This window comes from Enterovibrio qingdaonensis (assembly GCF_028683135.1).
GTDB lineage: Bacteria > Pseudomonadota > Gammaproteobacteria > Enterobacterales > Vibrionaceae > Enterovibrio > Enterovibrio qingdaonensis.
Window position 1 is genome coordinate 18,831 of sequence record NZ_JAJUBB010000023.1, and the last position, 26,457, is coordinate 45,287.

The following is a 26,457-nucleotide window of genomic DNA, read 5'->3' on the forward strand; positions in this document are numbered from 1 at the left end:
TCTGACTTTTCCTTGCTAAACGCTGATTTACAGCCGTGCGACGTCATTAAAAATCGCAACGGCCATCAGTACCACGATAATGGCTGAGCCAACTCGGTAACCGATATCCTGGACTTTCTCTGGAACGGGTCTACGCGTCACGGCTTCAATACCGAAAAACAACAGGTGACCACCATCGAGAACAGGTAACGGTAAAAGGTTAATAATACCCAAATTCACGCTGATCAAAGCGAGAAAACCAAGAAAGTATACCAAACCAAAGTCGGCGGTCATCCCTGCCCCTTTGGCAATAGAAATCGGACCGCTCAAGTTTTTCACAGCGACATCGCCAGTGAAAAGCTTTTTAATCATTTGCGCCGTCAGAACCACGACCTGCCAGGTTTTATCCATTGCAGCCGGGATTGCATCTAACGGGCCATATTGCAACGTAAACTGGTAAGAAGCTGGCCAAGGTGCAACTTCCGGAGAGAAGCCCGCATAACCAATTTTAGCTTTACCTTGTTCGCGTGTATCAGGCACTAAATTGACGTTGACGTTTTCGCCTGCCCTTTTAACCCCTAACGCAATATTCTGTCCTGGATGTGCCCGGACAGCCTCAACAATCGAGGCCCAGTCTGTCACTGGTTGACCATTGATACTTTGTAACTCATCCCCAGCTTGAAGTCCCGCCCGTTGTGCTGCACTGCTTTCAACAACTTGCGCTATCGTTGTCGATATTGCAGGGGTAAAAGGTGTAATGCCTAACGTACGTAACGCGGACTGAGACTCTGGGTCATAGGACCAAGTGGTTAAATCTAACGATTTATCTACCGAGTAGGCGGCATTGTCGTCCGGTTTCACTGACAGCGTCATTTCATCATCACCAATATGTGAAATAAGCTGCAGATTTACCGATTCCCAATCCCGAGTTTTGATGCCCGACACCGCAGTAAGTTCCATGCCAGGCTCAATTCCTGCGCTAGCAGCAATAGAATGTTGCGCTACGTCACCAACAACGGGTTTAACGGCAGGCACACCCATGATCATGACAATCCAGTAGGCAAAAATGGCAAACAGGAAATTCGCAATCGGTCCAGCCGCCACAATTGCACTTCGCTGCCACAGCGGACGATTGTTAAAAGCACGAGGCTCTTCGCCAGCTGGAATGTCATCCACGCGACCATCCAGCATTTTTACATAACCGCCAAGTGGGATCATTGCCAGCGTATATTCCGTGCCGTCTTTACCCACTTTTTGCCAAATAGCTTTGCCAAAACCAATGGAAAAGCGCTCGACTTTAACGCCGCATCGACGAGCAACCCAAAAATGGCCATACTCGTGAACTGCAATCAAAACACCTAACGCAACTAAGAAAAATAAAAGGTTCCAAAGAACGCCACTCATGATGCCAACCTCATGACCCAGTTTTTCGCCAACAGACGAGCGTGGTTATCTATCGCCAAAAGGCTATCCAAACAAGAAGGTTCTTTCAGTTCTGCTTCTTGCAACACAGCGTCATTAATTTGTGCGATTTGCATGAAGCCAATATGTCCTTGCAGGAACGCTTCCACTGAAATTTCGTTAGCCGCATTGAGGGTTGTGGTGGCAGCTTGTCCTGCGTAGCAAGCATCGATCGCTAATTTTAAGCACGGGTAACGATTGAAGTCAGGTTTGATAAACGTAAATTCCCCAACCTCACTGAAATCCAGCGGTTTTACACCCGCGTCAATGCGAGACGGATAAGCCATCGCATAAGCGATTGGGGTGCACATATCAGGGTGGCCCATCTGAGCGAGAACTGACCCATCACGATATTGAACCATTGAGTGGATGACTGACTGTGGATGGATAATGACATCCAGTTGCTCTCGCTTAGCATTGAACAACCAACGCGCCTCGATGTACTCAAGGCCTTTATTCATCATAGTCGCTGAGTCGACAGATATTTTAGGCCCCATCGACCAATTTGGATGCGCGATAGCCTGGGCAGGTGTGACGGTGGAAAGTACATCGATATCGGTATAGCGGAAAGGACCACCGGAGCCAGTGAGTAGGATTTTGCTCACGCCTTCAGCATTGAGGTCGCAAATACCGGGTTGTTTCTGAATAGACGTAGGCAGGCATTGGAAAATCGCATTGTGTTCACTGTCTACAGGCAACAATTCTGCGCCATACTGATGAACCGCATCGATAAAGAACTGCCCTGACATCACCAGAGCCTCTTTGTTGGCCAGCAAGACGCGTTTTCCCGCTTTAACAGCAGCCATGGTAGGTATAAGGCCAGCAGCCCCTACAACAGCAGCCATAACCGTATCAACATCCTCATGAGACGCCAATGCACATAAACCCGCTTCACCGCTCAACACTTCTGTCGGGCAGCCTTGATTACTGAGAGCCAAACGCAGTGATTTCGCTGCGCTTTCGTCAGCCATAGCGGCAAACGCTGGCTTCCACTTCAAGCACAGTAGGATCATTTCATTCACATTGGCGTTAGCCGCTAATGCAAACACTTCGTAGGCTTGAGGATTCTTTTCAACCACTGAAAGCGTGCTGCTTCCAATCGAACCAGTCGCACCAAGAATCGTTAACTTACGCATAGAAAACTCAGTTTAAAAATTCGCTGTCACAGATAAACGTCACCGGCAAATTGCCGGTGAGCTCATTATGCTAGCCAGAAATACAACACAGTGAAGACCGGAAATGCAGCGGTTAAGCTATCAATTCGATCTAAAATACCGCCGTGTCCAGGAAGAATGCTGCCACTGTCTTTCACGCCAGCAACGCGCTTAAACATACTTTCTGCTAAATCACCCAGCACTGAAGCAAAAGCGGTGATTAGAGCAACGACGCCAAGCATTGGAAGGGAGGAGAATGGAATTGAAAATCCCTTTGCTGCTACGAGCGTAACACCGACTGAAGCGATTAAGCCGCCAATCAGACCTTCCATTGTTTTGTTTGGGCTTACTGCTGGTGCCATTTTGCGTTTGCCAAATCGTTTACCTGCGAAATACGCGCCAGTGTCAGCAGACCAAACGAGCAAGCAAACAAGGAGAACCATTTTTGCACCAAGAAATGGCGCGTTGTCGTACTCATAGGCCCTAAGAATCGACACACTCCAAAGAAATGGTACGAGCGTGAGCACACCAAACATTTGCTGCAATAACGCGTTATTCGACCACCACGAGGTCGCTTTCGGGTATTTCAGCACCATCGCGGTAGCAACAAGCCACCAAATTGCACCAATTAACGCCAGTAAACTGCCATTAATGCCAGAGAGATTTAACCCTGATTGAGTCACGGGCCAGAGGCCAATGAGTGACGCCAGTAAAATCAGTGAAGGCAAAACAAGCGCTTTGAAGCGCGAAGATGACGCCACAAACTTGGTCCATTCCCAATGACCAAGAAGCGTCACGCCAGCGATGGCGACAATAAAAAAGGGTAACGGCAAAAAGAATATCGCTGCGATAACGATTGGTGCTAGCACAGACGCCGTTAGTACACGTTGTTTCAGCAAAGGAGACCCTCTATTTTTCTACTTGTAACATGGCCTGGATTTGCTCACCGGTGCAACCAAAACGTCGCTCGCGGCTTACATACCAAGCAATGGCTTCAGAGAGGCTGACCTCATCAAAATCCGGCCAAAATTCGTCGGTAAAATACAACTCAGCATATGCAGCCTGCCAAAGCATAAAGTTACTGATTCGACATTCTCCGCTGGTGCGAATCATCAGATCAACATTGGGCATGCTTGCAGTTGTTAAATGTGCGCTTATATCAGCTTCAGTCAATTGCTCAGGTGTCAGTTCGCCACGTTCAATCTGACGGGCCAGCGTTTGAACTGATTGCAGTATATCCCATTGACCACCGTAGTTAGCGGCCACATTCAACACTAAACCTGTATTGTTTGCGGTCAATGCTTCCGCTGAAGCAATCTTATCCTGTAGCGATTTACTGAATCGCGTAGTGTCGCCAATAACTTTGAGCTTCACACCAGTTTTGTGAAGACGTTTCACTTCACGTCCCAAAACGGTGACAAATAACTCCATCAGCAAGCTGACTTCTTCTTCGGGACGACGCCAATTTTCACTACTGAACGCAAAAAGTGTAAGAACTTTAATACCAAGACGGTTCGCAGCGGAAACTGTTTTTCTGACAGCGTCAACGCCGGCTTTGTGCCCAAACATTCGGGCTTTACCGCGCGCTTTCGCCCAACGACCATTACCGTCCATGATGACAGCAATATGTTTAGGGAGAAGGTTGGTGTCTATTTCTAGATAGGAAGACTGGGAGCTCATCATTATCCTTCGCAAATAAAAAGCGCTGTACTGCTAGCACAGCGCTTTGGCAATGGAATCAGAGTGTAGCCGGAATTATACTTCCATCAACTCTTTTTCTTTCGCATCAAGAATCGCGTCAATTTCTTTTACTGCCGCGTCGGTCAGCTTCTGGATATCGTCTTGACCACGACGCTCGTCGTCTTCAGAAATCTCTTTATCTTTCAACAGACCTTTAAGGTCACTGTTCGCGTCACGACGGATGTTACGTACTGCAACACGACCACCTTCAGCTTCACCACGTACGATTTTAACCAAATCGCGACGACGCTCTTCAGTCAACGGTGGCAATGGTACGCGAATAACAGTGCCTGCAGACATAGGGTTCAGACCCAAGCTTGAGGTCATGATCGCTTTTTCAACAGCCTGAGTGATTGACTTGTCGAATACAGTAATCGCCAGTGTACGTGCGTCTTCTGCAACGATTGAAGCCAGTTGCTTAAGCGGAGTCGCTGAGCCGTAGTAGTCTACAGATAGACCATCCAGCAGTGCAGGGTGAGCACGGCCAGTACGGATTTTAGTTAAGGTGTTCTTCAGCGCTTCAACGCTTTTTTGCATGCGATCTTTCGCATCTGCGTTAATTTCATTGATCACGAGAGTATCCTTGAAGATTCTTTTTTCTAACGAGTGGAATTATGCCACTAATTTTGATTAACCGTTATTAATTAGTGTGCCTTCTTGCTCACCCATCACAACTCGGCGCAACGCGCCCGGCTTATTCATGTTGAAAACACGGATAGGCATCTTGTGATCGCGAGCCAGAGTGAAGGCTGCCAAGTCCATCACTTTCAGTTCTTTTTCAAGAACGTCTTGGTAAGTCAGGTGGCTGTATAGCTCTGCTTCTGGGTTCTTCGCTGGGTCATCAGTGAACACACCATCAACTTTCGTTGCTTTAATCACGATATCTGACTCGATTTCGATGCCACGCAGACATGCTGCTGAGTCAGTGGTGAAGAATGGGTTACCTGTACCCGCAGAGAAAATCACCACGCGGCCATTGCGCAGCTGGCTGATTGCTTCAGCCCAGTTATAGCTGTCACACACGCCATTCAAAGGAATTGCCGACATTACCCGCGCGTTCACATAGGCACGATGCAGTGCATCACGCATTGCCAGACCGTTCATCACAGTCGCCAGCATACCCATGTGGTCGCCCACAACCCTGTTCATACCCGCTTCGGCAAGACCTGCACCGCGGAATAGGTTACCACCACCAATTACCAGGCCAACTTGAACACCAAGTTCTACCAGTTCTTTGATTTCTTGCGCCATACGATCAAGTACAGCTGGATCGATACCGAAGCCTTCTTTTCCTTGGAGCGCTTCGCCGCTCAATTTTAACAAAATTCGTTGATAGGCTGGTTTTGGATTTGTAGTCATGCTCACTACCTTTAGGCACTTACTTCTACGGATGGGATTGTAAAAAGACCGCAGGGTTCTGCGGTCTTTTGGGTTCTCAAAGAGGGATTAACCTTTCTGAGCGGCTGCAACTTCTTCAGCGAAGCTCATGCCTGCTGCTTTCTCAATACCTTCACCCACTTCTAGGCGGATGAAAGTAGATACTGACGCGCCTTTTTCTTTCAGGATTTCGCCTACAGTTTTCTTAGGTTCCATGATGAAAGGTTGGCCAGTCAGTGAAACTTCGCCAGTGAACTTCTTCATGCGGCCTTCAACCATCTTTTCAGCGATTTCTTTAGGCTTGCCTTCGTTCATTGCGATTTCAACTTGAACTTCGCGCTCTTTAGCAACTACGTCAGCCGGAACATCAGATGGGTTCACGTACTCTGGACGAGATGCAGCAACGTGCATTGCGATGTGCTTCAGAGTTTCTGCGTCGCCTTCACCAGCAACAACAACACCGATGCGCTCACCGTGACGGTAAGAAGCAATCGCTGTACCTTCAACGTATGCTACGCGACGGATAGAGATGTTTTCACCGATTTTAGCAACCAGAGCAACACGCGCTTCTTCGAATTGCGCTTGCAGTTCTTCAACAGTTGCTTTTGACGCTAGAGCAGCTTCAGCAACTTCGTTTGCGAATGCAGTGAAGTTACCGTCTTTTGCTACGAAGTCAGTTTGGCAGTTAACTTCTACCAGAGCTGCAACACCATCAGTTTCTTTGATGATGATTGCGCCTTCAGCAGCTAGGTTACCTGCTTTCTTAGCAGCTTTAGCAGCACCAGACTTACGCATGTTTTCAATTGCCAGCTCGATGTCGCCGTCAGTTTCTACCAGCGCTTTCTTACATTCCATCATGCCTGCGCCAGTGCGTTCGCGCAGTTCTTTTACCAGGGCAGCGGTAACAGCCATTGTTCATTCCTCGATTCGAAACAATTAGGGTAAAAATCAGGGGCCAATATTGGGCCCCTGCTAACCTACTTAGCTTACAGTGCTGTCTATGACAGTCTGATGGCTAAGAACGCTCATAAGGAGCAGTTGTCTTACTCAGCTACTTCAACCAGCTCGTCTTCTGCTTGAGCAACGATGTCCTGGCTACGGCCTTCTTTGTAAGAAAGAGCAGCAGCGTTCAGGTACAGTTGAACAGCACGGATTGCGTCGTCGTTACCTGGGATAACGAAGTCAACGCCGTCTGGATCAGAGTTAGTATCAACTACTGCGTATACTGGGATACCCAGGTTGTTCGCTTCTTTGATCGCGATGTGCTCGTGATCAGCATCGATTACGAACAATGCGTCTGGCAGACCGCCCATGTTCTTGATACCGCCCAGAGATTTCTCTAGTTTTTCCATCTCACGAGTACGCATCAGAGCTTCTTTCTTAGTCAGCTTCTCGAAAGTACCGTCAGTAGATTGAACTTCTAGATCTTTCAGACGTTTGATTGACTGGCGAACAGTTTTCCAGTTAGTCAGCATACCGCCCAACCAACGGTTGTTCACGTAGTACTGATCACAGCTTTCTGCAGCTGCTTTTACAGATTCGCTAGCGGCACGCTTAGTACCAACGAAAAGTACTTTACCTTTACGCTCACCAACTTTGGTCAGCTCAGCCAGTACGTCGTTGAACATTGGTACAGTTTTTTCTAGGTTGATGATATGAACCTTGTTACGTGCACCGAAGATGAAAGGTTTCATCTTAGGGTTCCAGTAACGAGTTTGGTGACCGAAGTGAACACCAGCTTTAAGCATGTCGCGCATTGAAACAGTAGCCATTTTACATCCTCTTGGGGTTAGGCCTCCACATATCCCATACTGCCGACCCTTAAGGGCACCCCGGCGCATGTGTCGATACGTGTGTGAGTTAATTAAATAGTCTTTAGTGAAACCGTCATCATAGAACCTGTTTTCAAGATTAACCATGAAGGCGTATTTCGGCGCGCTTTATACCATGAAAACCACCTCTGAATCCAGTAGAAAAAAGTAGCCTCTTTCTCTCTCACGGTTCCCACATGGCGATGCGATTGATAATATGTATTAAATGCAGTCATACATTTCCTCGTTGAGATAACTATCAATGACGAGGGAGCTAACCGAGAGAAAGCAATGAGCGCCAAAATAAAAACGGCTGAAGAAATTGAAAAAATGCGTGTAGCCGGTCGCCTTGCAGCCGACGTATTGGAAATGATTGAGCCTCACGTCAAAGCTGGCGTGACCACCAAAGAGCTGGACGACATCTGCCACAAGTACATCACGGAAACCCAAGAAGCGATCCCAGCACCGCTAAATTACCATGGTTTCCCTAAGTCAATTTGTACATCAATCAACCACATTGTATGTCACGGCATTCCATGTGAAGGCGATGTACTGAAAGATGGCGACATCGTGAACATTGATATCACCGTGATTAAAGATGGTTACCACGGCGATACCTCAAAAATGTTCTTGGTAGGTGAAGTGTCAGCAGAAGACAAAGCCCTTTGCCATGTTGCTCAAGAAAGCCTTTACCAAGCACTGAAAAAAGTAAAACCAGGTGCGCGCATTGGTGATTTGGGCACGGAAATCCAAAAATTCATCAAAAACCGCCCTCGCCGCTACTCCATTGTAAAAGACTACTGTGGCCACGGTATCGGTGCAGAGTTTCATGAAGAACCGCAAGTGGTTCACTACAAAAACAGTGACCGCACGGTAATGAAACCGGGTATGTGCTTCACCATTGAACCTATGATCAACGCTGGTAAATTCGGCACTGTTCTAGATGAAGATGATGGCTGGACAGTTTATACCATCGATGGGAAGAAATCGGCGCAGTGGGAACACACCATTGTCGTTACCGACAACGGTTGTGAAATTCTGACCCTGCGAAGCGACGAGTCGCTGCCTCGAATTTTGAACAACGCTTAACACGCTAAAAACAACTAAAGTCGGCCTCGGTGCCGACTTTTTTTAAATTGTACGACAAGGAAGACGATGAACGACGTTTTGCTCTCCCCAGAAGACCTGACTGCAGATCAGTTGGAACTACAAACCCTCAAACACCAGCTGGCACTTTTCGGCGAGCAGCAAAAAGCGGCATTTCTCAACCACGGTTCCGTCAATGATCTCGTTTATGCACGTTCAGACTTTATGGACGCACTGCTCGCGCGACTTTGGCTACATTATGGCTTCGACCATCACCCTAACCTGTCATTGATTGCAGTAGGGGGCTACGGACGTCGTGAGCTGCACCCATTATCTGACATTGACTTATTGATCCTTAGCGAAGGTCGGATCGACAAGCAGTATCAAGAACGCATCAGTGAATTTGTCACACTCTTATGGGATTTAAAGCTAGAAGTCGGGCACAGCGTGCGCACCTTGGCAGAGTGCATGGATGTGGGTCTAGACGATTTAACGGTAGCAACCAACCTTCAAGAAGCACGATTACTCTGTGGTAGTGAGCGCATCTATCACGACTTAAAAAATCGCGTTCATTCCGAACATTTCTGGCCGAGCGAGCGTTTTTTCAAAGCGAAAGTGAAAGAGCAAGTAGACAGGCATGCTCGCTACCATGACACAGCGTACAACCTTGAACCTGACATCAAATCCAGTCCTGGTGGCCTTCGTGACATTCACACATTGAGTTGGATTGCCCGACGCCACTTCGGTGCCACCAGCCTTCGAGAAATGAGCAAATATGGCTTCCTGACAGATGCTGAATTTCGAGAGCTCGACGAATGCCAAACTGTTCTTTGGCGTATCCGCTTTGCCTTGCACTTAGAACTTCGCCGCTACGACAACCGCCTAACATTCTCTCACCAACCGTCAGTGGCTGAAACGCTTGGCTATCACGGAGAAGGAAATCGTGGTATCGAGCTCATGATGAAGGATTTCTACCGTACATTAGGGCGGGTATCTGAACTCAACAAAATGCTCATTCGTTTGTTCGAATTGGAAATCAATGACGAACCGGACAATAAGAAAATAGAAATACTGAGCGATGACTTCCAGCGCAAAGGTCGTCAAATTGAAGCGCGAAAACCAGCCCTATTTCAAGCTCGCCCAGATACGATCATTGATATGTTTTTGCATATCGCCAATGACAAATCGATTGAATCAATCTCTGCGCCTACCTTACGCCAACTTCGCACAGCCCGTCGTAGATTGAGCCGTTTCCTTTGTGACATTCCTGAGGCTAAAGACAAGTTCATAGCACTAGCTCGCCATCCCAATGCCTTACACAAAGCATTCTCGCTCATGCACAAACACGGTGTGCTTTCGGCTTACTTGCCACAGTGGAGCCAAATTGTCGGTCAGATGCAGTTTGATTTATTTCATGCCTATACCGTTGATGAACATACAGTCCGTCTGCTGAAACACATCAACCGTTTTGCGCAGGAAGAAAATCGCGATAAACACCCTATTTGCTGTGACGTATTGCCGCGCCTGGCTAAACCAGAACTTCTTTTACTGGCTGCGATATTCCACGACATAGGTAAAGGTCGCGGCGGTGACCACTCCGAAATTGGTGCCAAAGAGGCGTATGCTTTTTGTATAGATCACGGGTTTTCACGCCCAGAAGCCAACCTTGTCAGTTGGCTGGTAGGTAACCACTTACTGATGTCAGTGACTGCGCAGCGCCGTGATATTTATGACCCCGAAGTCATCACTGAATTTGCCCAAAAAGTTCGAGATGAAGAGCGGTTGGATTACCTCATATGCCTAACCGTCGCTGACATTAACGCCACCAACCCAGAACTTTGGAACAGTTGGAAACGCACCTTGCTCGCTGAGCTTTATTATTCGACCCAAAAAGCGTTGCGCCGCGGTTTAGAGAATCCACCAGATGTTCGAGAACGTATTCGCCACAACCAACACTTAGCCGCTGCTATTCTACGTAAGCATGGCTTTGCACCGCGCGATATTGAGCTGGTATGGCAACGCTTTAAAGCCGACTATTTCCTTCGACATACACACAAGCAAATTGCATGGCACAGCGAACATATACTGAATCATGATGGTGTGGAACCACTTGTCCTTGTGAGTAAAAATGCCACACGAGGTGGCACCGAGATATTTGTCTACAGTGAAGACAAACCTAGCCTTTTCGCTCGCGTGGTTGCAGCTCTGGATAAGAAAAACCTGAGTGTTCACGACGCACAAATCATGACAAGCAAAGACGGCTTTACGCTTGATACCTTTATGGTACTTGATGCCAACAATGAGGCGATTCAATCAGATAGACACGATGCCATTCGAGACGGTGTTCAGCATGCACTTATGCAGGATGGAAAAATCACCATTCCAGTAAGACGCGCACCACGAAAGCTAATGGCATTTAACGTAAAAACACAGGTGACTTTCTTACCCACTCGAACAGGCCGTCGTACCTTGTTGGAACTCGTTGCCCTCGACAAGCCCGGTCTTTTGGCTCGTGTCGGTGCGGCATTCGCCCAGCAAGGCGTCTCTCTTCAAGCGGCAAAGATAACCACCATCGGGGAGCGAGCAGAAGACTTTTTCATTGTGACCGATGGTGAACGCCAAGCATTAAGTGACGAAGCTCAGCAAGCATTAAAAGAAGCACTATTTGATGCCTTGAATGACCCCAATTAGTGGAATATGCAACTAGCCTTGTAATGTAAATTAGGATATCTGTCGATCTCCTCCACAAGTCTCAGACTTTGATCATTCTAGGTATTGGGGGTGAGCGGCTGGTGCTGCTAAAGTGAACAGTAAGTAGTTGAAACCATGGTCTGAGTGGACGAAGAGAGGTAGTTATGTATCAGAATCTGAAAAACATCGGTATCGAAAAACCAGAAAACATTGAGCGCTACACCCTTCGTCAGGAAGCGAATTCAGACACACTGAAAATATACTTTCACAAAGCCAAAGGCGAACTGTTTGCCAAAAGCGTAAAATTCAAATACCCACGTCAACGCAAGAATGTCGTCGTTGACAGCGGCAGTGGCCGCTTCAGAGAAGTCACCGAAATTAATCGTAGTTTATCTCTGGTTGTGGATGAATTGGATAAAATTGTCCGTCGAGACCAATCAGAACAGGATGTGAAGAAAAAGATTCTGCGTGATCTACGACATTTAGAAAAAGTGGTCGCCAGCAAGATCGCCGAGATCGAGACGGATCTGGAAAAACTGTAAATCGTTTCCAAATAAAAAAAACCGCCAATTTGGCGGTTTTTTTATTTGTGATCACTTAAAGCTGATCTTGCCAACCCAAGCCATCCAACACGCGTCGCCATACCGGGTCAACGCTAGCTTCAACTACCACTTTTTCATTGGTCACTGGGTGCGTAAACTCAGTACGTGAGGCATGAAGAAGCAATTGGTGGCAATCAAACTCTTGCCTAAATAGGCGATTATGCCTGCCATCACCATGGTTCACATCACCCACAATATGGTGGCTCAGATGGTGCATATGTCGGCGTAATTGGTGCTTGCGTCCGGTGCGAGGTTTCATTTCCACCAGCGTATAGCGACAGCTTTGGTAACGCCCCATTGCGATTGGCAATTCACCGTGCGCAATAGGCATGTATTCGGTAATCGCTTCTTTCGCTTCCGGTTCTTTCGTCGCTTTTTTATCTGCGATTTTATCGAGCTCTTCCTTCAACGGATAATCAAGCGTCGCCCCATCTTGTATCCATCCCCGCACCACCGCGTGGTAGGTCTTGTGAATGTCACGTCCGGCGAATTTGGGCATCATTTCCGCCGCCATCTCAGACGATAGCGCGAACAACAAGACGCCCGACGTTGGTCGGTCTAAACGATGAAGCGGAAAAACGTGCTGTCCAATCTGATCACGTAATGTCTGCATGACAAAGCGGGTTTCGCCTTTGTCCAGCCATGAACGGTGGACCAACATGCCAGAAGGCTTATTCACCGCAATGAGCCATTCATCGCGGTAGACAATTTCAAGTTCAATTTGCATGGTATTTACTGACTATCACTGCTGAACAAGGCATCAAGGCATCAAGGGTCATTGTTACCTGTGTAATTTCTAAATGGCCGTTTGCGCCTTTCAATGCTTCATCAACATAAGGAGAGATATTGAAAGCGTCAGGCAGAGGGAAATGATGGTCGACTAAAAACTGCATCTTAGGGATGAATATCCATTGCAGCCATTCAGTGCACGACAAGGTATCTACAGCAAAAGGCTCTGAGCTCGCGAGCTTTTCATCAGAAGGTGCCTGACTTTGCCAATGGCCGTGTTGCACTAGCGTCTCTCTAAGCTGAAGCAGCAAAGCACCGACTTTTTGGTGTTGGCTCATGAAATTACTCTCTTCTTTCGCTGTATGGGTTGAAAATCAGATTCCGCGCAAGCATATCAAAAAACAGCGAGGTCAGTGAAAACACTCGTGACCAATATACAAACACACTGAACATGCAGAATTTCAGGTCGTTTGAAAATCCAAGTACACTGACCCACTTTCACTCACTGCCACTTACTGGCAACAACATTAGAAGTAATATGGAAAATTCGCTTTCTCTTCATGCCATCTTCGAGCAAGCCAAGTGTGACTATGTCGTCTACGACCTCAGTCGTCGCGTGACAGAGGTCAATCAAAGGGACTTTGTGGCCATCGAAGAAAACCGAGTGGCATATCCCTACCCTATCCAGCAACATGCGCAGTTTGGCATTGCATTTTGGCCAGAGGGGCAATCGCCTTGGGTATGGTTTTTGAAAATGCCATTGGATGAACGTGGTTTGTTAAAGCAAGCTGCACTTGGTGACTTTATTCAATATGTTGCGCAAGCGATGGGAGCAAGCTTAGATAAAACCCCAACGGATGAAGAAAAAGAAAAGCTGGCAAACAACCCATATACCTACAACCCGCAAGATGACAAAAAGGCGATGTTCCATGCCTTTCTCACCGCAAAACTGGGGCAACCCGCCAGCCAATATTACGACCACACGCAACACTATCTTTCCGGTGAGTTGAATTGGTCCGAGTGGCAAGGGGTTGGGCTGCAAGGCATTGCAGATATCTGCGCACGTATGAATGACCATAACAACACCACACGGGTTCGTAAATCTCTCAAACACATGCCCGAGACACCACGTTACGCACTGCTGGGATGCTTGGAACACTGTGATATTCCGTCTTCCATTGCTGATCGGTTAGAAGACGAAATGAAGGCAATGCTCAGCAGTCAAGACGTTGACCTTTTTATGCTGACTGCCTATCTACGAGCACTGTCTGGAGCTGACTTAGCACGATTACAAAGCATGGTATCGCTTGTGCTCGAAGAGACCGCTTTGCAACATAAAGAAATGCTGATTGCGATTGCTGGACGCTGTTGGACGGCATTGAATGACGATGCCTTACTTGACCGTTTTTTGATTGCGGTTGCAGATCAAAAAGATCAAATGTTCTTTCAGCAGATGGTTGCCGATCTTGTGATGATCCCGAGCTTGCGCCCGCAAGTACTCTCGCTTTTACACGGCAGTGCATCAACAGCATTAATGGATGCTGTTAAACAACTCCAACAATCGGTCAGACAATCATGATCACCGATCTTTTTTGGATTGTCGCCATTACCGCAATCGGAGCCTTATTCTGGCAACAGCGGAGCCAGACAGAGATTGCCAGACAACATATCCAGCGTCGATGTCAGCAAGTTGATGTTCAACTGCTCTCTATTGCACGCGGCAGCCATTCATTTGGTTGGCCAAAAGGACCTCTGAATATTCAGACCCGCTATTACTTTGAGTTTTCAGTTAATGGGTTAGATTGCTACCAAGGCTATGCGGTAATGAAGGGAAAACGCATTCAAGAAGTCTACATGCCAGCGTATCCTGTCCAGGAGCCCTAGCACGAGCATCACCTCGCAGAAGTGTTGGGTGACTATTGCGTTGAAACGTTCTTTTTCTGGGTGCCAGAAAGAAGAACGGGCGCGACTTTCGTCGCGCCCTAAGGTCTTACTTGCAGCTATCCGGCTACGAATGTGCTCCCTGCATCATTCCTTGATCAGTGGCTGATTCCTTCAGCACTATCCTTATCTCTCCTTCCTGGAGGTGTCCTTCGGTCTTGCCTTGACCCATCGAGTCATCCTGTCTCGACTCTCATCCTCTTCCTGAGGGTGTCCGTTACTTCATCCTGAAGTGATTCCTTAAGCCCCCATCCTGGGTTGTCCTAAGTGTCGTCCTGACCAGTAAACATCCTATTTACTGCTACGGTTCCATCCGTATCCCTAATTCCGCATTCCTTGCTGGTAACACATTCCTTGCATTACCTGCTCATCCTGAGCGACCAAAGTCCGTGGTGTTAGTTCCTGTTCCGTTTGTCAGTTCCTTCCGACACCGCAAAGATTACGCGAACCATATTTCAAAACAACCAACCTGCAGGTGATCAACTTCACACTTTGGAATGCATCATTTAGAGAAAACTATAACGCAATGAAAATAAAGCGTTTTTAAATGTAACGCTTCCAAAAATCACTATATAAATCAGAAGAATCCCACGCCCGTGTAAGAGATATCTCACAAAGACGTGAGTCATCGTCACGACACAATATTTTCCATTGGATGACTTAGTATCGAGAGAAAAAGAATATCTGGCTGTAAGTGGGATAACGATAGGATAAAAACACATCAAACTGTTGATGAGTTAGAGTAATTTATAGCGAGGAGTTGTGAACGGTGGAGTAAATGGCTTAAGCCAAAAAAGAACGGGCACGACGTTCGTCGTGCCCTTATGGTCTTACTTGCAGCTGTCCTGCTACGAAATGTGCTCCCTGCATCATTTCCCTGATTAGTGGCTGATTCCGTCAGCGGTGTCCTTAACTCTCCGTCCTGGAGGTGTCCTTTAGTCTTACCTTGACCCGTCGAAGCATCATGTTTCGACTCTTACTCATCCTGAGTACGTCCTGCCTTCTTCCTGAAGGTGTTCCTGCCATCTGTCCTTAGACGAGTCCGTTGTGTCTTCCTGACCAGCAAACATCCCGTTTACTGCAAATTCCTTTCGTCCTTGATACGTCAGTCCTTGATGGTAACGGGTCCGTTGTTACCTGCCATCCTGGCGTTTGGTTTCCTTTCCGTATCCTGTTCCATGTGCCGATATCCTGTCGACAAGAAACAGATTACGTGAAAGAGAGGGTTAAACAACCCACCCACAGTCGATCAAACTCACAGTTTCTCACTGGAACAACACCGAATGTCATAAGTCATTGATTAATAATCAGATTGGTAAATGTAAAAAGACAATTCCCCACGATCAAAGATGGAAATTCCTACCCACTTGTAAGCGATCTCTTACACGCTTTGATGACGAAATTGCCCTGAGTCCATCTATACTGAGAAAACACATCCAGTGAGGTATACCAATGGAAGTATTCAATCACAATCTTGAAAGCCTTTTTCAACAGCTTGGTCTGCCATCGGACAAGTCATCGATCGATACGTTTATCGACACGCATGCGTTAGAAGACGGAGATGATCTAACACAGGCTTCCTTTTGGTCTGTCAGCCAAAAGCAGTTTTTGACAGAAGCGAAGCTACAAGACGCTGATTGGGTTGAGCAAATCGATATGCTGGATACCTTGTTGCGAAAATCCTAAGTCCCGTGTCATCCTTGGCACAAAGAAGAGGCAATACCTCATTACGTTGCATTAAGGAAGAAACGTGAGCACAGATTTCACCCCACAACTTCAAGAGGCCATTAACTCTTTAGTCTCTGACGGTAAAGAACCCAGCATTGCTTTGATTAAAAGCCGCCTGACATCCCCTATTCCTATGCCTCTGATCATCAGCGCACTCCAGCGTTGGAAGAAAAATGGCACCGTACCGAAAGTGGAAAAAGTAGACGCGCCTTTGGATGCAGAAACGCGTATTGCTGAGCTAGAGAAGCAGGTCAGCACCCTAACTGAGCGATTGAATGCGCTTGAAAAACGCCTAAATTGACATGATTGCAGCCGATCGTAGATCGGCTGCAGCACATTATTGAAAGTCCCAGGAAAGATTAGAGACGATTCGGCAATCATCGCATTTGAAATGGAACACATCGTGGATTGGCTCTTCCTGCAACCATTCACCGCCACATTTCGGGCATTTTCTAGCCAACTCTGACGCTAAACCTTCGCCACCTACACGGTATTGGTAGTAATACGTCGGCACCTGCGTCAAATATTCGATGCGACCACGAATATCCCAGCCTTTTCTAAATAACAGGCTGTCAGCATCTTGAATTTCTGCCAAGGCAGCATGTTCAGCTTTGAATGCCCCCGCCATTTGAATCTCATCACACGCTTGCCATTCCGTTTGCCATTTAACTTCGGCCTTGTGATCACCATTGAAGGTCGCTGGTATGCGATACAGTGGTATAGGAAGCAACGTTTCTCCGCATCGGAGCGGCGAACATGTATGTACATACGTGGTGTACAACACTTGCCAAGAGCGCGCTTCATCGGCAGCACTTTCTTCAGAGTTGATGTCTCGACCCAGCACTTTTACTTTTGGTGAGAGCAAACACGCGTCCGACAACTGACGCAGCTTTCCATTGACTTGAGGACTGTTGTACTTGGCACTGAGGCTATCTTTCTCCGGACACACCGCGCGAACATGGAACTGGCCATCTCCCATCACCATTGGGAATTCGCGACCTAACACCTGGCCATTGTAACGCAACGCATCCATCAAACCGTTCACGGCACGATCTACTGCAGAAATTGTCGTGTTATCAAAACATTCAAACGTAAGTTCGACGACGTACATACTGACTTACACCTCTGGGCTCAACTGAGAAAGAAATTGCTCAACGCTATCAGCCAGTACCTGCCGCTGCTTAGTACCTATGCGCTCTTTGAGTACTTCTCCACTCACATTACAAATAGAAACCACATCAAGCTCGTCATAAGTAGACGCAATAAAAACGGTTGGATTTTGCTTCAATCGTTTCTGCATAAGCAGGTGACCCAAGATATTTTCCTGTAGACGAGGTAGATCCTCATCACTCCACACTTGGATTAACTCAATGTTCAATCCCTCGAAGCATGCGGTCATATCACCACAATACTGCCCGGCATAGAACGCTTTAATGTCATCATGTAACTGGATTCCAATGCCGTCTTCAACATTGGAGAAATCCGCGAGTTCGTCGCGCGCCACAGGCTTCCAAATCACCACGTCATCTGTCTCTTGCACAACACAAGGCGATGCGAGCTCTAAATACGCATCACTTTGAGGCATTGAGCCATGTTGTGATTGCCAAGCTTCGACAAAGCGCTCGCTGAACGACCAAAGCGCAGTAGTGACAGAGTGATTCATTAGCAAGATTCCTCAAGATTCAGTAAACTTTGCGCATTCTAATCGATCCGTGGCAAAACCGTATGAGCAAATATCAAGATGCAAAAGAACTTGCTGGCCTAACGTTAGGTCAGAAAACGGACTATCAGGAACACTATGCACCTGAACTGCTGCAACCTGTACCTCGAAGCCTTAACCGTGATGACCTAGACCTAGGAGATTCACTGCCTTTTACAGGGTACGACATTTGGACGCTCTACGAACTGTCATGGCTGAATGCGAAAGGCCTGCCACAAGTTGCGATTGGCGAAGTGCGTTTACCTGCAACCAGTCCAAACCTGATTGAATCTAAATCGTTCAAGCTTTACCTGAACAGTTTCAATCAAACCAAATTTGAAAGCTGGCAAGAAGTGGTTGATACCTTGGCAAAAGATCTGTCTGCATGCGCAGGCGCGGATGTCGATGTCACCATTCTTCCGCTTGAAGAATTCAGCAATGCCTCTGTTGTTGCGTTTGGCGGTGAAAATATTGATGAGCAAGATATCGAAGTCGACAACTATGAGTTCGATGCGTCTTTGCTTCAAGATGCAGCTGATGGCCCCGTGGTCACCGAAACACTTAACAGCAATCTTCTGAAATCAAATTGCCTTATTACTAGCCAACCGGACTGGGGTTCAGTGCGCATTTCCTATAAAGGCAAACGTATTAATCGTGAAAAACTGCTGCGCTACATTGTGTCTTTCCGCCGACACAATGAATTTCATGAGCAATGTGTCGAGCGTATTTTCACTGACCTCATGAAATACTGCCAGCCAGAGCTGCTGACCGTATATGCCCGCTATACCCGCCGTGGCGGTTTGGACATTAACCCATACCGTACAAATATGGGTAAAACACCAAGTGAAAACAATCGTCTGGCTCGCCAGTAAGTTCAATAGCCGGCCAATAGAGCCGGCTTGATTTTTATTTTAACGGGAACCATGCGCTTACTTCCTGCGGCAATCTGCCTTATTTCTTTGTTGCTGACCTCTCAGGCCAGCGCGAAGATTTATTCCACGCCAATACTCTCTGATGCAGAGACGATGATCTCCACCACACCGGAGAAATCAATCGAAATTGCAGAGCGATTTTTAGTCCAACGTCGATTGGCTGACACGACAAACAGGATTCATACGAATAGTGAGGCCGATCGTTCCATTCGCTCGCCAATGAATACCGTGCACGCCTATATCGTCTTAGCAAAGGCAAACAGTGTGATTGGGAATCACGATGCGGCTTGGAATGCGCTTTATAGCGCAAGAGAAATGGTGCAAGAAAATGACCTGTCACACATGTCATTAGAGCTGGCATTCGTTGAGGCTTCCCTGTTTTATCACCTAGATAAAAACGCTGCCGCTGCCGAACAAAAACTCAATATCCTGTTTTCAGAGTTGCCTCCAAAAGGCGAAACGCGTAGCAAGAGTTTGGACTACCTAGCTTTTGAGGCTGCCTTACTAAAAGCGATTATTGTGTCGAAATCAAGCAGCGAAAAAGCAACGCTTGATCAATTCGACCTCGCTTATCGTGAGCTCGGTGATAAACCAGACGTCCAGCAAAAAGTACGCTATCAAATTGCATTGGGTAATTACTTTTTACAAAAGCAATCCTATGAACGCGCGCTCGCTGAACTGTTAAGTGCCTACTGGTTGGCAAGCGAGAATGACCTTACACCTGAAATTGCCAGCTCGAACGTTTCATTGACAAAACTCTACCGTCAGCAAGGCGTGCTGGATAAGGCACTTCAACATGCCAACCAAGCTGCGGAGTTTTACGAGCATTTCGACTTAAGCCGTGGTTTGTCACAAACGCAGACGCTGCTGGCGGATATATACAGCAAGCAAAGTCGATACAATTTTGCGTTGGTGCATTATTTCAACGCATTGGATATCGAGAGCACCCTCGCTCGCGCCCCCAAAATTGCCAATATCAAAATTGCCATTGCCGATACCTATTTAAAATTGCTTCGATTTAACCAAGCAGAACAATATGTCGACAATGCCATCAGTATTTCAAAAAATGCCGAGCTCATTGAGCCCCTCACACGTGCATTAATCCTGAAAGGCGAGCTGGCTTTGCGGACAGACAACAATGAAGTCGCACTGCAATCACTCAAAGCTGCCCTTCAAGGTGCCGAAACCTTGAAGAATCGTGCGCTGATGCTTGAATGCTTGCCTCGATTATCAAAGGCCTATGAACAACAAGGGCTTTTTCAAGAAGCACTTCAGGTTCAACGTCGGTTCGATTTACTCAACCAACGCAATGAAAGCCGACGTCAGATCCAAGAAGCAGAATCTTTCAAGCACCGTCAACGTGTCATCGAAAGGCAGCTGCAAATTGAAGACATGCAGAAAAAACAGGTTTTGGATACCCAAGACATCGTAGAGCAGAAGAAAATCAATCTCTTCCTTCTAGGCAGCCTCTGCATCATTTTACTGATTCTTGTGTTACGTCATCGCACCGCTAACGCACGACAATCTCAGCTTGAAGATTTACGTGAAGAACTCTATACCCATCCAAGAAGTGGCTTACGCAACCTGCGTATGCTCAACGATCGATTATCAAACTCCTTAGCGAAAAGCAGTGCCCAACTCGAACAGTGGTACCTAGGGGAAATGATCCATGAGCCATTAAGTGACAAGCTCAGCTTTGCGATGTTTGAAGTGCCATTTCTTAAAGTCGCCTACTTGCAGCATGGCTATCTGAAAGGTCTCGAACTCGAGCGAGATTTGGGTAATTACCTCAAGGTGCATACGCAAGAGCCTGCGCGCCTTTATCACTTTTCTGATGCCATGTTTATCTATATCGAGCACCACGCCAGCTCCCCAGATACGCCCGATGCAATGGCAACGAAAATTCAGGCCATGGTGGATGGCTTTATCAACGAATATAACCTCTCCGATGTCGACGACCGCCTTCGGATTGGGATGGCAGACTATCCATTCCTACCTCGCGCCTTTACCTCAATTAATGATAAAGAGCTCATCGATATTCTGTTAATGGCCACCAGTGCAGCTAGACAAGCTTGCAAGGCCGAAGAAACAAGCCAATGGGTCTATTTAACCGCGATCGAATCAACACCTGCTGCATGTTTCGCCAACACCAATGTTCGCCAAGCTTGTCTCGATGGAATTAATTCAGGACTGATAAAGGTTAAAACTTCAGCAACAGGCGGAATTAACTGGCAGACGGTTCACGATTCTGATAAAAACTGACGCTAATCAATTGATAAAACTAGTAGTAAACCGTTATAGCTAGACGCTGCGCCTTAGCGTTTGGAATTAGCAGCCCGTTTTACCAGTGAGAATTTTCACTGTTTGGGTTTGGAGATGTAGTCGCGTTTTATGTCCAACTTCTCATCAGATGAAGATGTCATCACACTGACAGAAAAGTTGCAGCATTCTCAGCTGGTCGCCCGTGATTTGGCTTTGAAATCGCGGCGCGAAGCGACGATCCTGAAAAGGCTAATTTCACGTCTTATCGCTGCCTCACAAGCGCAAGATGAACCTCTCATCAACCAAAAGCTGGCTCAGATCCAACGAGACCTTGACGCCCAGGAAGATGTAGGGAGATTGATTCCTCAACTTGCTTTGGTAGAGCGAATGGTCAACAAACATACTCATGCGCAAGAGAAAGCGAAAGACGCTTTAGAACATCAATTTCTGCAAAGTGGTGAAACACTAAAATGTCTGCCGGGTCTGCCTGCTCAATTAAAACGTGACTTACGAAATCTGATCCAACGTCCCGCGACCGAGTCACACGGCAATACAGAAAAAATTGTCGCCTTGCTTCAGCTTTATGAGCGAGCGCTAAAGCTTCTTTCTTTGCCATCAAACGGCTTAACCGCGAAAGAACTGCTGAATATCGATCGCATCAACCAGTTAGCTGGCGAGCTGCAACACCTCGTCACAGAACTCGATTTCGATGGTGAAGTCGGCGATCGATTACTTGATATCCGTAACCGTTTACTGCTTTCCCCTGATGCACAAACACTGTTGGAACTGACGTTAGAATCCGTTCAACTTATCCTTGAAGGGACGCGAAACGAACGCAAAGCTTCACAGACATTTTTGAACCAACTCAATGAAGATCTGTCAGTCCTTCAACGTCACAACGGACGCTCAATTGATGCGACCCATCTTATTGCGGGTCAACGCACTTCATTGAATGAAGAGTTGGCATTGTCTGTCGATGAAATGCAGATCCACCTAAATGAAGCCCAGTCATTAGAAGCATTGCGTCCGAATTTGAGCAAAGTGTCTGACAACCTCGCCTCCATCGTTGCGCGAAACAAAGAGCTGGAAGAGCGAGAGCAGCAGCTTCTCGAACAGCTTCAACATAACGAACAAAAACTCGATGCGCTTTATACCCAAACAATGGATTACCGCCGACGTTTGGGTGATCAAGAACGTAAACTATTGTTAGACCCGTTAACCAAGGTGTATAACCGCGCCGCGCTGGATGACAGGTTAGAACACGAATACCGTTGCTGGTTACGCTATCAATCTCAGTTCTGTTTGGCGATGATAGACATAGATCACTTCAAATCAGTCAATGACCAATACGGTCACCTCGTTGGCGACAAAGTCTTGAAAGTCGTCGCGCGCAGTATTCACCAATGCTTGCGCGATACCGATTTTATCGCACGCTTTGGTGGTGAAGAGTTTGTGGTATTGTTGCCCGACGCAGATGAAAACGTGCGCACTGAGATCCTCGATAATATTCGCGAAACCGTCGCGAAACTGCCGTTTAAGTTTAAGAATAAGCGCCTCACTGTTACCGTCTCAATCGGTGCGAGCATGTTTATGGACAAAGACCACACCGTAGACGTTCTTGAGCGCGCAGACAGTGCGCTCTACAACGCCAAGCACAATGGTAGAAACAAACTCGTTTGGGCTCAATAACCGGCTTGTTCAGTGACGAATTCCAATACCCGAACCCTATGACTGAATGACTAGCCTTCCGTTTCGTTTACCTTACAGCATTCTCTTTTTTGGTTGAATAATTGGCTAAACCCTATCTCAGTGTGTATGTTTAATTAACACACTGTTTTTTCTGGGGATGCCCCAGCCAACAACAAAAACAACCGAAAAACGAAATGGTGTCCTAAGAACGCCTCTCTCTTTCCTTAGTGTGTTTTCCTGCACAGGAGGTGACTATGATCACGCATATCAGCCCAGTCGGGGCCATGGATCTTCTCTCTCAATTGGAAGTCGACAGACTCAAAGATACGGCCAAAAGCGATTTATATCGCCTCTACCGTAATTGTTCACTCGCCGTATTGAACTCTGGCAGCCACACAGACAGCTCAAAAGAACTGCTAGAACAATACAAAACTTTTGATATCCGGGTAATGCGCCGTGAGCGAGGGGTAAAACTCGAATTGATAAACCCGCCCGATCACGCCTTTGTCGACGGGCGCATTATTCGCGGCATACAAGAGCACATGTTCTCCGTGCTTCGAGATATTGTGCATGTCAACGTACAGCTCGAACATGCAAAAGTGTTCAACCTGACCAACTCAAGTCATATCACCAACCTGATTTTCGATATTTTACGTAACGCCAAAGCCTTGGTGCCGGGTAAAGACCCTAACTTGGTAGTTTGTTGGGGTGGGCACTCCATCAATGCCATTGAGTATCAATACACTCGTGAAGTGGGTAATGAACTTGGCTTGCGCGAACTAAATGTTTGTACTGGTTGCGGGCCAGGTGCAATGGAAGGACCAATGAAAGGTGCCGCCATTGGTCATGCAAAACAGCGCGTGAAAGATGGACGTTTTTTGGGGTTAACCGAGCCTTCAATAATTGCCGCCGAACCCCCAAATCCGATCGTGAATGAGTTGGTAATCATGCCGGACATCGAGAAACGTCTTGAGGCGTTCGTACGCATGGGGCACGCAATCATTATCTTCCCTGGCGGCGCAGGTACCGCAGAAGAACTCTTATATCTGTTGGGGATTTTGATGCATCCTGACAATGCCGGACAACCTATGCCTGTTGTGCTTACAGGCCCTAAAGAAAGTGCCAATTACTTCCGCGTCATTGATGAGTTTATTCGTGATGTATTGGGTGAAGAGGCCACAAAATACTACGAGATTGTGATTGGTGACCCCGCGAAAGCTGCGCGCATTATCAAACAAGCGATGCCCGCAGTTAAAGCGCACCGTCAGTCCACGGGCGACGCATACTCGTTCAACTGGTCGCTCAAAATTGCGCCCGAGTTTCAACTTCCTTTCGAACCGACCCATGAGAATATGGCCAACCTCGACTTGCATATGAATCAACGCACTGAACTTCTCGCGTCAGCTCTTCGTCAAGCATTTTCCGGCATTGTGGCTGGTAATGTGAAAGAAGAAGGTATTCGAGAAATTGAGCGTCATGGGCCATTTAAGATAAACGGTGACGCAGTTCTGATGAAGAAAATGGACAAACTCTTACGCGGCTTTGTCGAGCAACAACGCATGAAACTGCCGGGTACCGCGTACGTGCCTTGTTATGAAATCGTACAAGGCTCCAACGGCCGATAACGCTTTCTTTTCTCTTCCAACAAATTAGAATGGCCGTATCCGGCCATTCTTTTTGGGTAACCCATGTCAATCCACCTTGTCATCATCGATGCCATGAACCTCATCCGCCGCGTCCATGCTGCACAACCTAACCCCGATGATATCCCAGGTACCGCCCAAGTCTGTTGCCGTGCACTTAATAAAATAATTAAAGAAGCAGATCCTTCTCACATGGTGGCTGTTTTCGACCATGCAGAGCAAGACAGAGGCTGGCGAGCGGATTTAGTACCAGAGTACAAACAAGGCCGAAAGCCAATGCCTGAGGCTCTACAGCAGGGTCTAGACAAGATTCAAGATGCCTTCTGGAACATGGGAATTGATTCTCTCTTGTCTTCCGGGGATGAAGCTGATGACATGATTGCGACGCTCGCCATGAAAGTCGCCAGTCATAATGGGCAAGTCACGATTATCTCGACCGACAAAGGCTATTGCCAACTACTCCACCCAACGATTCGGATACGCGACTATTTTCAGCAGCGCTGGCTAGACACCCCTTTTATTGAAAAGGAGTTTTCAGTGCTTGCCTCTCAGCTCACTGACTATTGGGGACTGGTCGGTATCAGTTCAAGCGGTGTGTCTGGCGTTCCAGGTATCGGCCCTAAAACTGCAGCCACGTTGTTGCAACGTTATGGCACGTTAGAACAGCTGTTTTCCGCAGAAGACATTGAACCTAAGTGGATGAAAAAATTAGACGGCAACCAAGAACTGGCACTGAAATGTAAACAGGTTGCCACATTGAAAACCGATATCACGTTAGGGTTTAACCTGCAAGACATTCGCTTCACGCCGGATGTCTAACGGGACAAGTGACGAAAAAAAGGCAGCCAGATGGCTGCCTTTTTGTTATTTAATCACGCGAATGTGAACGGTGACTTCTTCACGATCATGGTAGAGATGCTTTGCTTGCATCTCAAAACGAACACCATTCTCAATCAAAAATTTCTTCAGGTTCTGTAGATCATCTCTGACCTGCTCATAGCGACGGTTCATTGGCAGTTTCAAGTTGAAAATGGTCTCTTTTGCCCAACCAGCAATTAGCCACTCACCCATCAATTGCGCCACACGATATGGTTTTTCAATCATGTCACACACTAGCCACGTGATGTTCTTTCTTGGTGGCTCAAACTTGAAGCCATCAACGGCATGGTGTTTAACCTGACCCGTTTCCATCAAGCTTTCTGCCATCGCGCCGTTATCGACCGAGTGCACAAACATAGATCGCTTAACCAGCTGATAGGTCCATCCGCCAGGGCATGCACCCAAGTCCACAGCTTTCATACCTGGAGCTATACGATCATCCCACTCTTCGCGTGGAATGAAGGCATGGAACGCTTCTTCCAGTTTCAGCGTTGAACGGCTTGGTGCTTCAGGTGGAAACTTCAAACGATGAATGCCCATGTAATGCGGTGAGTTGTTGTTACTGAGTGAGAAGCCCACAAAACAACAACCCGGTGCGGTAAAGCACACGTGCAGCACAGGTTGCTTTGCATTCTCTTTTGCCAGCAAAACCCCACGCTTACGCAATGCTTGACGCAACGGCACCGTAAATTTACGGCAGAACTTTAACAGCTCTTTCGCTTGGGCAGTATCAGGCGTTTCAACGCGAATATCGCCACATTTCGGTAACTCGCCGCCCAACGCAAGAATAGGTGAAATGCGATCACCTGGATCTAGATCATTCAGCGAGTCAACAACTGCAATCATCTGACGCGCAAAAATCAGAGACGTTAACGGCAATTTTTGAAGCAGTTTTTCTGCATCGCCTTGCTGGTAACACTCAAACAGCACGTAGCCCGTGTTCTTTTCCACGCGAGGAAAACCATACACTTCGACTTCCGTTGCCTTGTCCTGAATTTCACCCGCACACTCTTTTTCAAAGCCTTGGCGGCAATACAATAAAATCTGGTTCACG

Annotated in this window: 25 protein-coding genes; 12 read left to right on the top strand and 13 right to left on the bottom strand. The window is 47.2% G+C overall.

Translation table 11 applies throughout. From position 1 onward, the window contains the following. Positions 1–27: 27 nt before the first annotated feature. The 8 genes from rseP to rpsB all read right to left on the bottom strand — a co-directional run bounded on the left by rseP (position 28) and on the right by rpsB (position 7,483). Positions 28–1,383: a sigma E protease regulator RseP gene (rseP, locus tag LRP49_RS21500; protein WP_274144856.1), complete on the bottom strand. Its 1,356-nt coding sequence runs from the start codon at positions 1,381–1,383 to the stop codon at positions 28–30. Continuing rightward, complete coding sequence (ispC, locus tag LRP49_RS21505; RefSeq protein WP_274144858.1) at positions 1,380–2,576, bottom strand: 1-deoxy-D-xylulose-5-phosphate reductoisomerase; 1,197 nt, start codon at positions 2,574–2,576, stop codon at positions 1,380–1,382. Before ispC ends, rseP begins: the two co-directional genes overlap by 4 nt. Positions 2,577–2,641: 65 nt before the next feature. Next, a complete protein-coding gene (locus tag LRP49_RS21510) occupies positions 2,642–3,493 on the bottom strand; it encodes a phosphatidate cytidylyltransferase (protein ID WP_274144859.1) in 852 nt (283 codons plus the stop codon). A 10-nt stretch (positions 3,494–3,503) separates the two neighbouring features. Beyond that, entirely contained in the window at positions 3,504–4,274 is a 771-nt protein-coding gene (locus tag LRP49_RS21515; protein ID WP_274144928.1) for an isoprenyl transferase, read from the bottom strand. Between the two features lie 75 nt (positions 4,275–4,349). Then, the gene (gene frr, locus LRP49_RS21520) at positions 4,350–4,907 is read right to left on the bottom strand and encodes a ribosome recycling factor (RefSeq protein WP_274144861.1); all 558 of its coding nucleotides are present in this window, start codon (positions 4,905–4,907) and stop codon (positions 4,350–4,352) included. 57 nt (positions 4,908–4,964) lie between these two features. Next, on the bottom strand, positions 4,965–5,693 hold the full coding sequence (gene pyrH / locus LRP49_RS21525) for a UMP kinase (RefSeq protein WP_274144862.1): 729 nt from the start codon (positions 5,691–5,693) through the stop codon (positions 4,965–4,967). An 87-nt stretch (positions 5,694–5,780) separates the two neighbouring features. Next, positions 5,781–6,623, bottom strand: a complete 843-nt coding sequence (gene tsf / locus LRP49_RS21530; protein WP_274144863.1) for a translation elongation factor Ts — start codon at positions 6,621–6,623, stop codon at positions 5,781–5,783. Between the two features lie 131 nt (positions 6,624–6,754). Beyond that, positions 6,755–7,483, bottom strand: coding sequence for a 30S ribosomal protein S2 (rpsB, locus tag LRP49_RS21535; RefSeq protein WP_274144864.1), 729 nt, complete (start codon positions 7,481–7,483; stop codon positions 6,755–6,757). A gap of 330 nt (positions 7,484–7,813) precedes the next feature. Between rpsB and map the strand changes: the two genes are divergently transcribed. The 3 genes from map (at position 7,814) to LRP49_RS21550 (ending at position 11,841) form a co-directional block, all read left to right on the top strand. Beyond that, positions 7,814–8,611 (top strand): type I methionyl aminopeptidase, encoded by a 798-nt coding sequence (map, locus tag LRP49_RS21540; RefSeq protein WP_274144866.1) that lies wholly within the window; start codon positions 7,814–7,816, stop codon positions 8,609–8,611. 66 nt (positions 8,612–8,677) lie between these two features. Continuing rightward, positions 8,678–11,299, top strand: a complete 2,622-nt coding sequence (gene glnD / locus LRP49_RS21545) for a bifunctional uridylyltransferase/uridylyl-removing protein GlnD (RefSeq protein ID WP_274144867.1) — start codon at positions 8,678–8,680, stop codon at positions 11,297–11,299. 164 nt (positions 11,300–11,463) lie between these two features. Continuing rightward, positions 11,464–11,841, top strand: coding sequence for a DUF3461 family protein (locus tag LRP49_RS21550; protein ID WP_274144868.1), 378 nt, complete (start codon positions 11,464–11,466; stop codon positions 11,839–11,841). A 55-nt stretch (positions 11,842–11,896) separates the two neighbouring features. Here the strand turns inward: LRP49_RS21550 and truC are convergent, their stop codons facing one another. Both truC and LRP49_RS21560 read right to left on the bottom strand, forming a co-directional pair. After that, positions 11,897–12,628, bottom strand: coding sequence for a tRNA pseudouridine(65) synthase TruC (gene truC, locus LRP49_RS21555; protein WP_274144870.1), 732 nt, complete (start codon positions 12,626–12,628; stop codon positions 11,897–11,899). Continuing rightward, positions 12,618–12,968 carry a YqcC family protein gene (locus LRP49_RS21560; RefSeq protein ID WP_274144872.1) on the bottom strand — a complete coding sequence of 117 codons (351 nt, stop codon included), beginning with the start codon at positions 12,966–12,968 and terminating at the stop codon, positions 12,618–12,620. The genes truC and LRP49_RS21560 overlap by 11 nt, the downstream gene beginning before the upstream one ends. A 200-nt stretch (positions 12,969–13,168) precedes the next feature. Here LRP49_RS21560 and LRP49_RS21565 point away from each other — a divergent pair, with 200 nt between their 5' ends. From LRP49_RS21565 to LRP49_RS21580, 4 genes are all read left to right on the top strand, one after another. Further along, positions 13,169–14,209, top strand: coding sequence for a DUF3549 family protein (locus tag LRP49_RS21565; protein WP_274144873.1), 1,041 nt, complete (start codon positions 13,169–13,171; stop codon positions 14,207–14,209). Further along, on the top strand, positions 14,206–14,514 hold the full coding sequence (locus LRP49_RS21570) for a DUF3301 domain-containing protein (protein ID WP_274144874.1): 309 nt from the start codon (positions 14,206–14,208) through the stop codon (positions 14,512–14,514). The genes LRP49_RS21565 and LRP49_RS21570 overlap by 4 nt, the downstream gene beginning before the upstream one ends. Before the next feature lie 1,509 nt (positions 14,515–16,023). Beyond that, positions 16,024–16,257 (top strand): DUF2789 family protein, encoded by a 234-nt coding sequence (locus LRP49_RS21575; RefSeq protein WP_274144876.1) that lies wholly within the window; start codon positions 16,024–16,026, stop codon positions 16,255–16,257. Between the two features lie 64 nt (positions 16,258–16,321). Further along, positions 16,322–16,600, top strand: coding sequence for a hypothetical protein (locus LRP49_RS21580; protein ID WP_274144877.1), 279 nt, complete (start codon positions 16,322–16,324; stop codon positions 16,598–16,600). A 36-nt stretch (positions 16,601–16,636) separates the two neighbouring features. Here LRP49_RS21580 and LRP49_RS21585 read toward each other — a convergent pair whose 3' ends face one another. Together LRP49_RS21585 and syd are read right to left on the bottom strand one after the other, a co-directional pair. Next, positions 16,637–17,410 (bottom strand): Zn-ribbon-containing protein, encoded by a 774-nt coding sequence (locus tag LRP49_RS21585; protein ID WP_274144879.1) that lies wholly within the window; start codon positions 17,408–17,410, stop codon positions 16,637–16,639. 6 nt (positions 17,411–17,416) lie between these two features. Then, complete coding sequence (syd, locus tag LRP49_RS21590; RefSeq protein WP_274144881.1) at positions 17,417–17,962, bottom strand: SecY-interacting protein; 546 nt, start codon at positions 17,960–17,962, stop codon at positions 17,417–17,419. A 62-nt stretch (positions 17,963–18,024) separates the two neighbouring features. Between syd and queF the strand changes: the two genes are divergently transcribed. The 5 genes from queF (at position 18,025) to xni (ending at position 25,343) form a co-directional block, all read left to right on the top strand. Continuing rightward, complete coding sequence (gene queF / locus LRP49_RS21595) at positions 18,025–18,870, top strand: NADPH-dependent 7-cyano-7-deazaguanine reductase QueF (RefSeq protein ID WP_274144882.1); 846 nt, start codon at positions 18,025–18,027, stop codon at positions 18,868–18,870. Positions 18,871–18,897: 27 nt separating this feature from the next. Continuing rightward, positions 18,898–21,192 carry a tetratricopeptide repeat protein gene (locus LRP49_RS21600; RefSeq protein ID WP_274144884.1) on the top strand — a complete coding sequence of 765 codons (2,295 nt, stop codon included), beginning with the start codon at positions 18,898–18,900 and terminating at the stop codon, positions 21,190–21,192. A gap of 129 nt (positions 21,193–21,321) precedes the next feature. Beyond that, the gene (locus LRP49_RS21605) at positions 21,322–22,881 is read left to right on the top strand and encodes a GGDEF domain-containing protein (RefSeq protein ID WP_274144886.1); all 1,560 of its coding nucleotides are present in this window, start codon (positions 21,322–21,324) and stop codon (positions 22,879–22,881) included. Between the two features lie 254 nt (positions 22,882–23,135). Further along, positions 23,136–24,506 carry a nucleotide 5'-monophosphate nucleosidase PpnN gene (gene ppnN, locus LRP49_RS21610; RefSeq protein ID WP_274144887.1) on the top strand — a complete coding sequence of 457 codons (1,371 nt, stop codon included), beginning with the start codon at positions 23,136–23,138 and terminating at the stop codon, positions 24,504–24,506. Positions 24,507–24,569: 63 nt separating this feature from the next. Next, on the top strand, positions 24,570–25,343 hold the full coding sequence (gene xni, locus LRP49_RS21615; RefSeq protein ID WP_274144888.1) for a flap endonuclease Xni: 774 nt from the start codon (positions 24,570–24,572) through the stop codon (positions 25,341–25,343). Positions 25,344–25,388: 45 nt separating this feature from the next. Here the strand turns inward: xni and rlmM are convergent, their stop codons facing one another. Further along, on the bottom strand, positions 25,389–26,456 hold the full coding sequence (gene rlmM / locus LRP49_RS21620) for a 23S rRNA (cytidine(2498)-2'-O)-methyltransferase RlmM (protein WP_274144890.1): 1,068 nt from the start codon (positions 26,454–26,456) through the stop codon (positions 25,389–25,391). Position 26,457 lies beyond the last annotated feature (1 nt).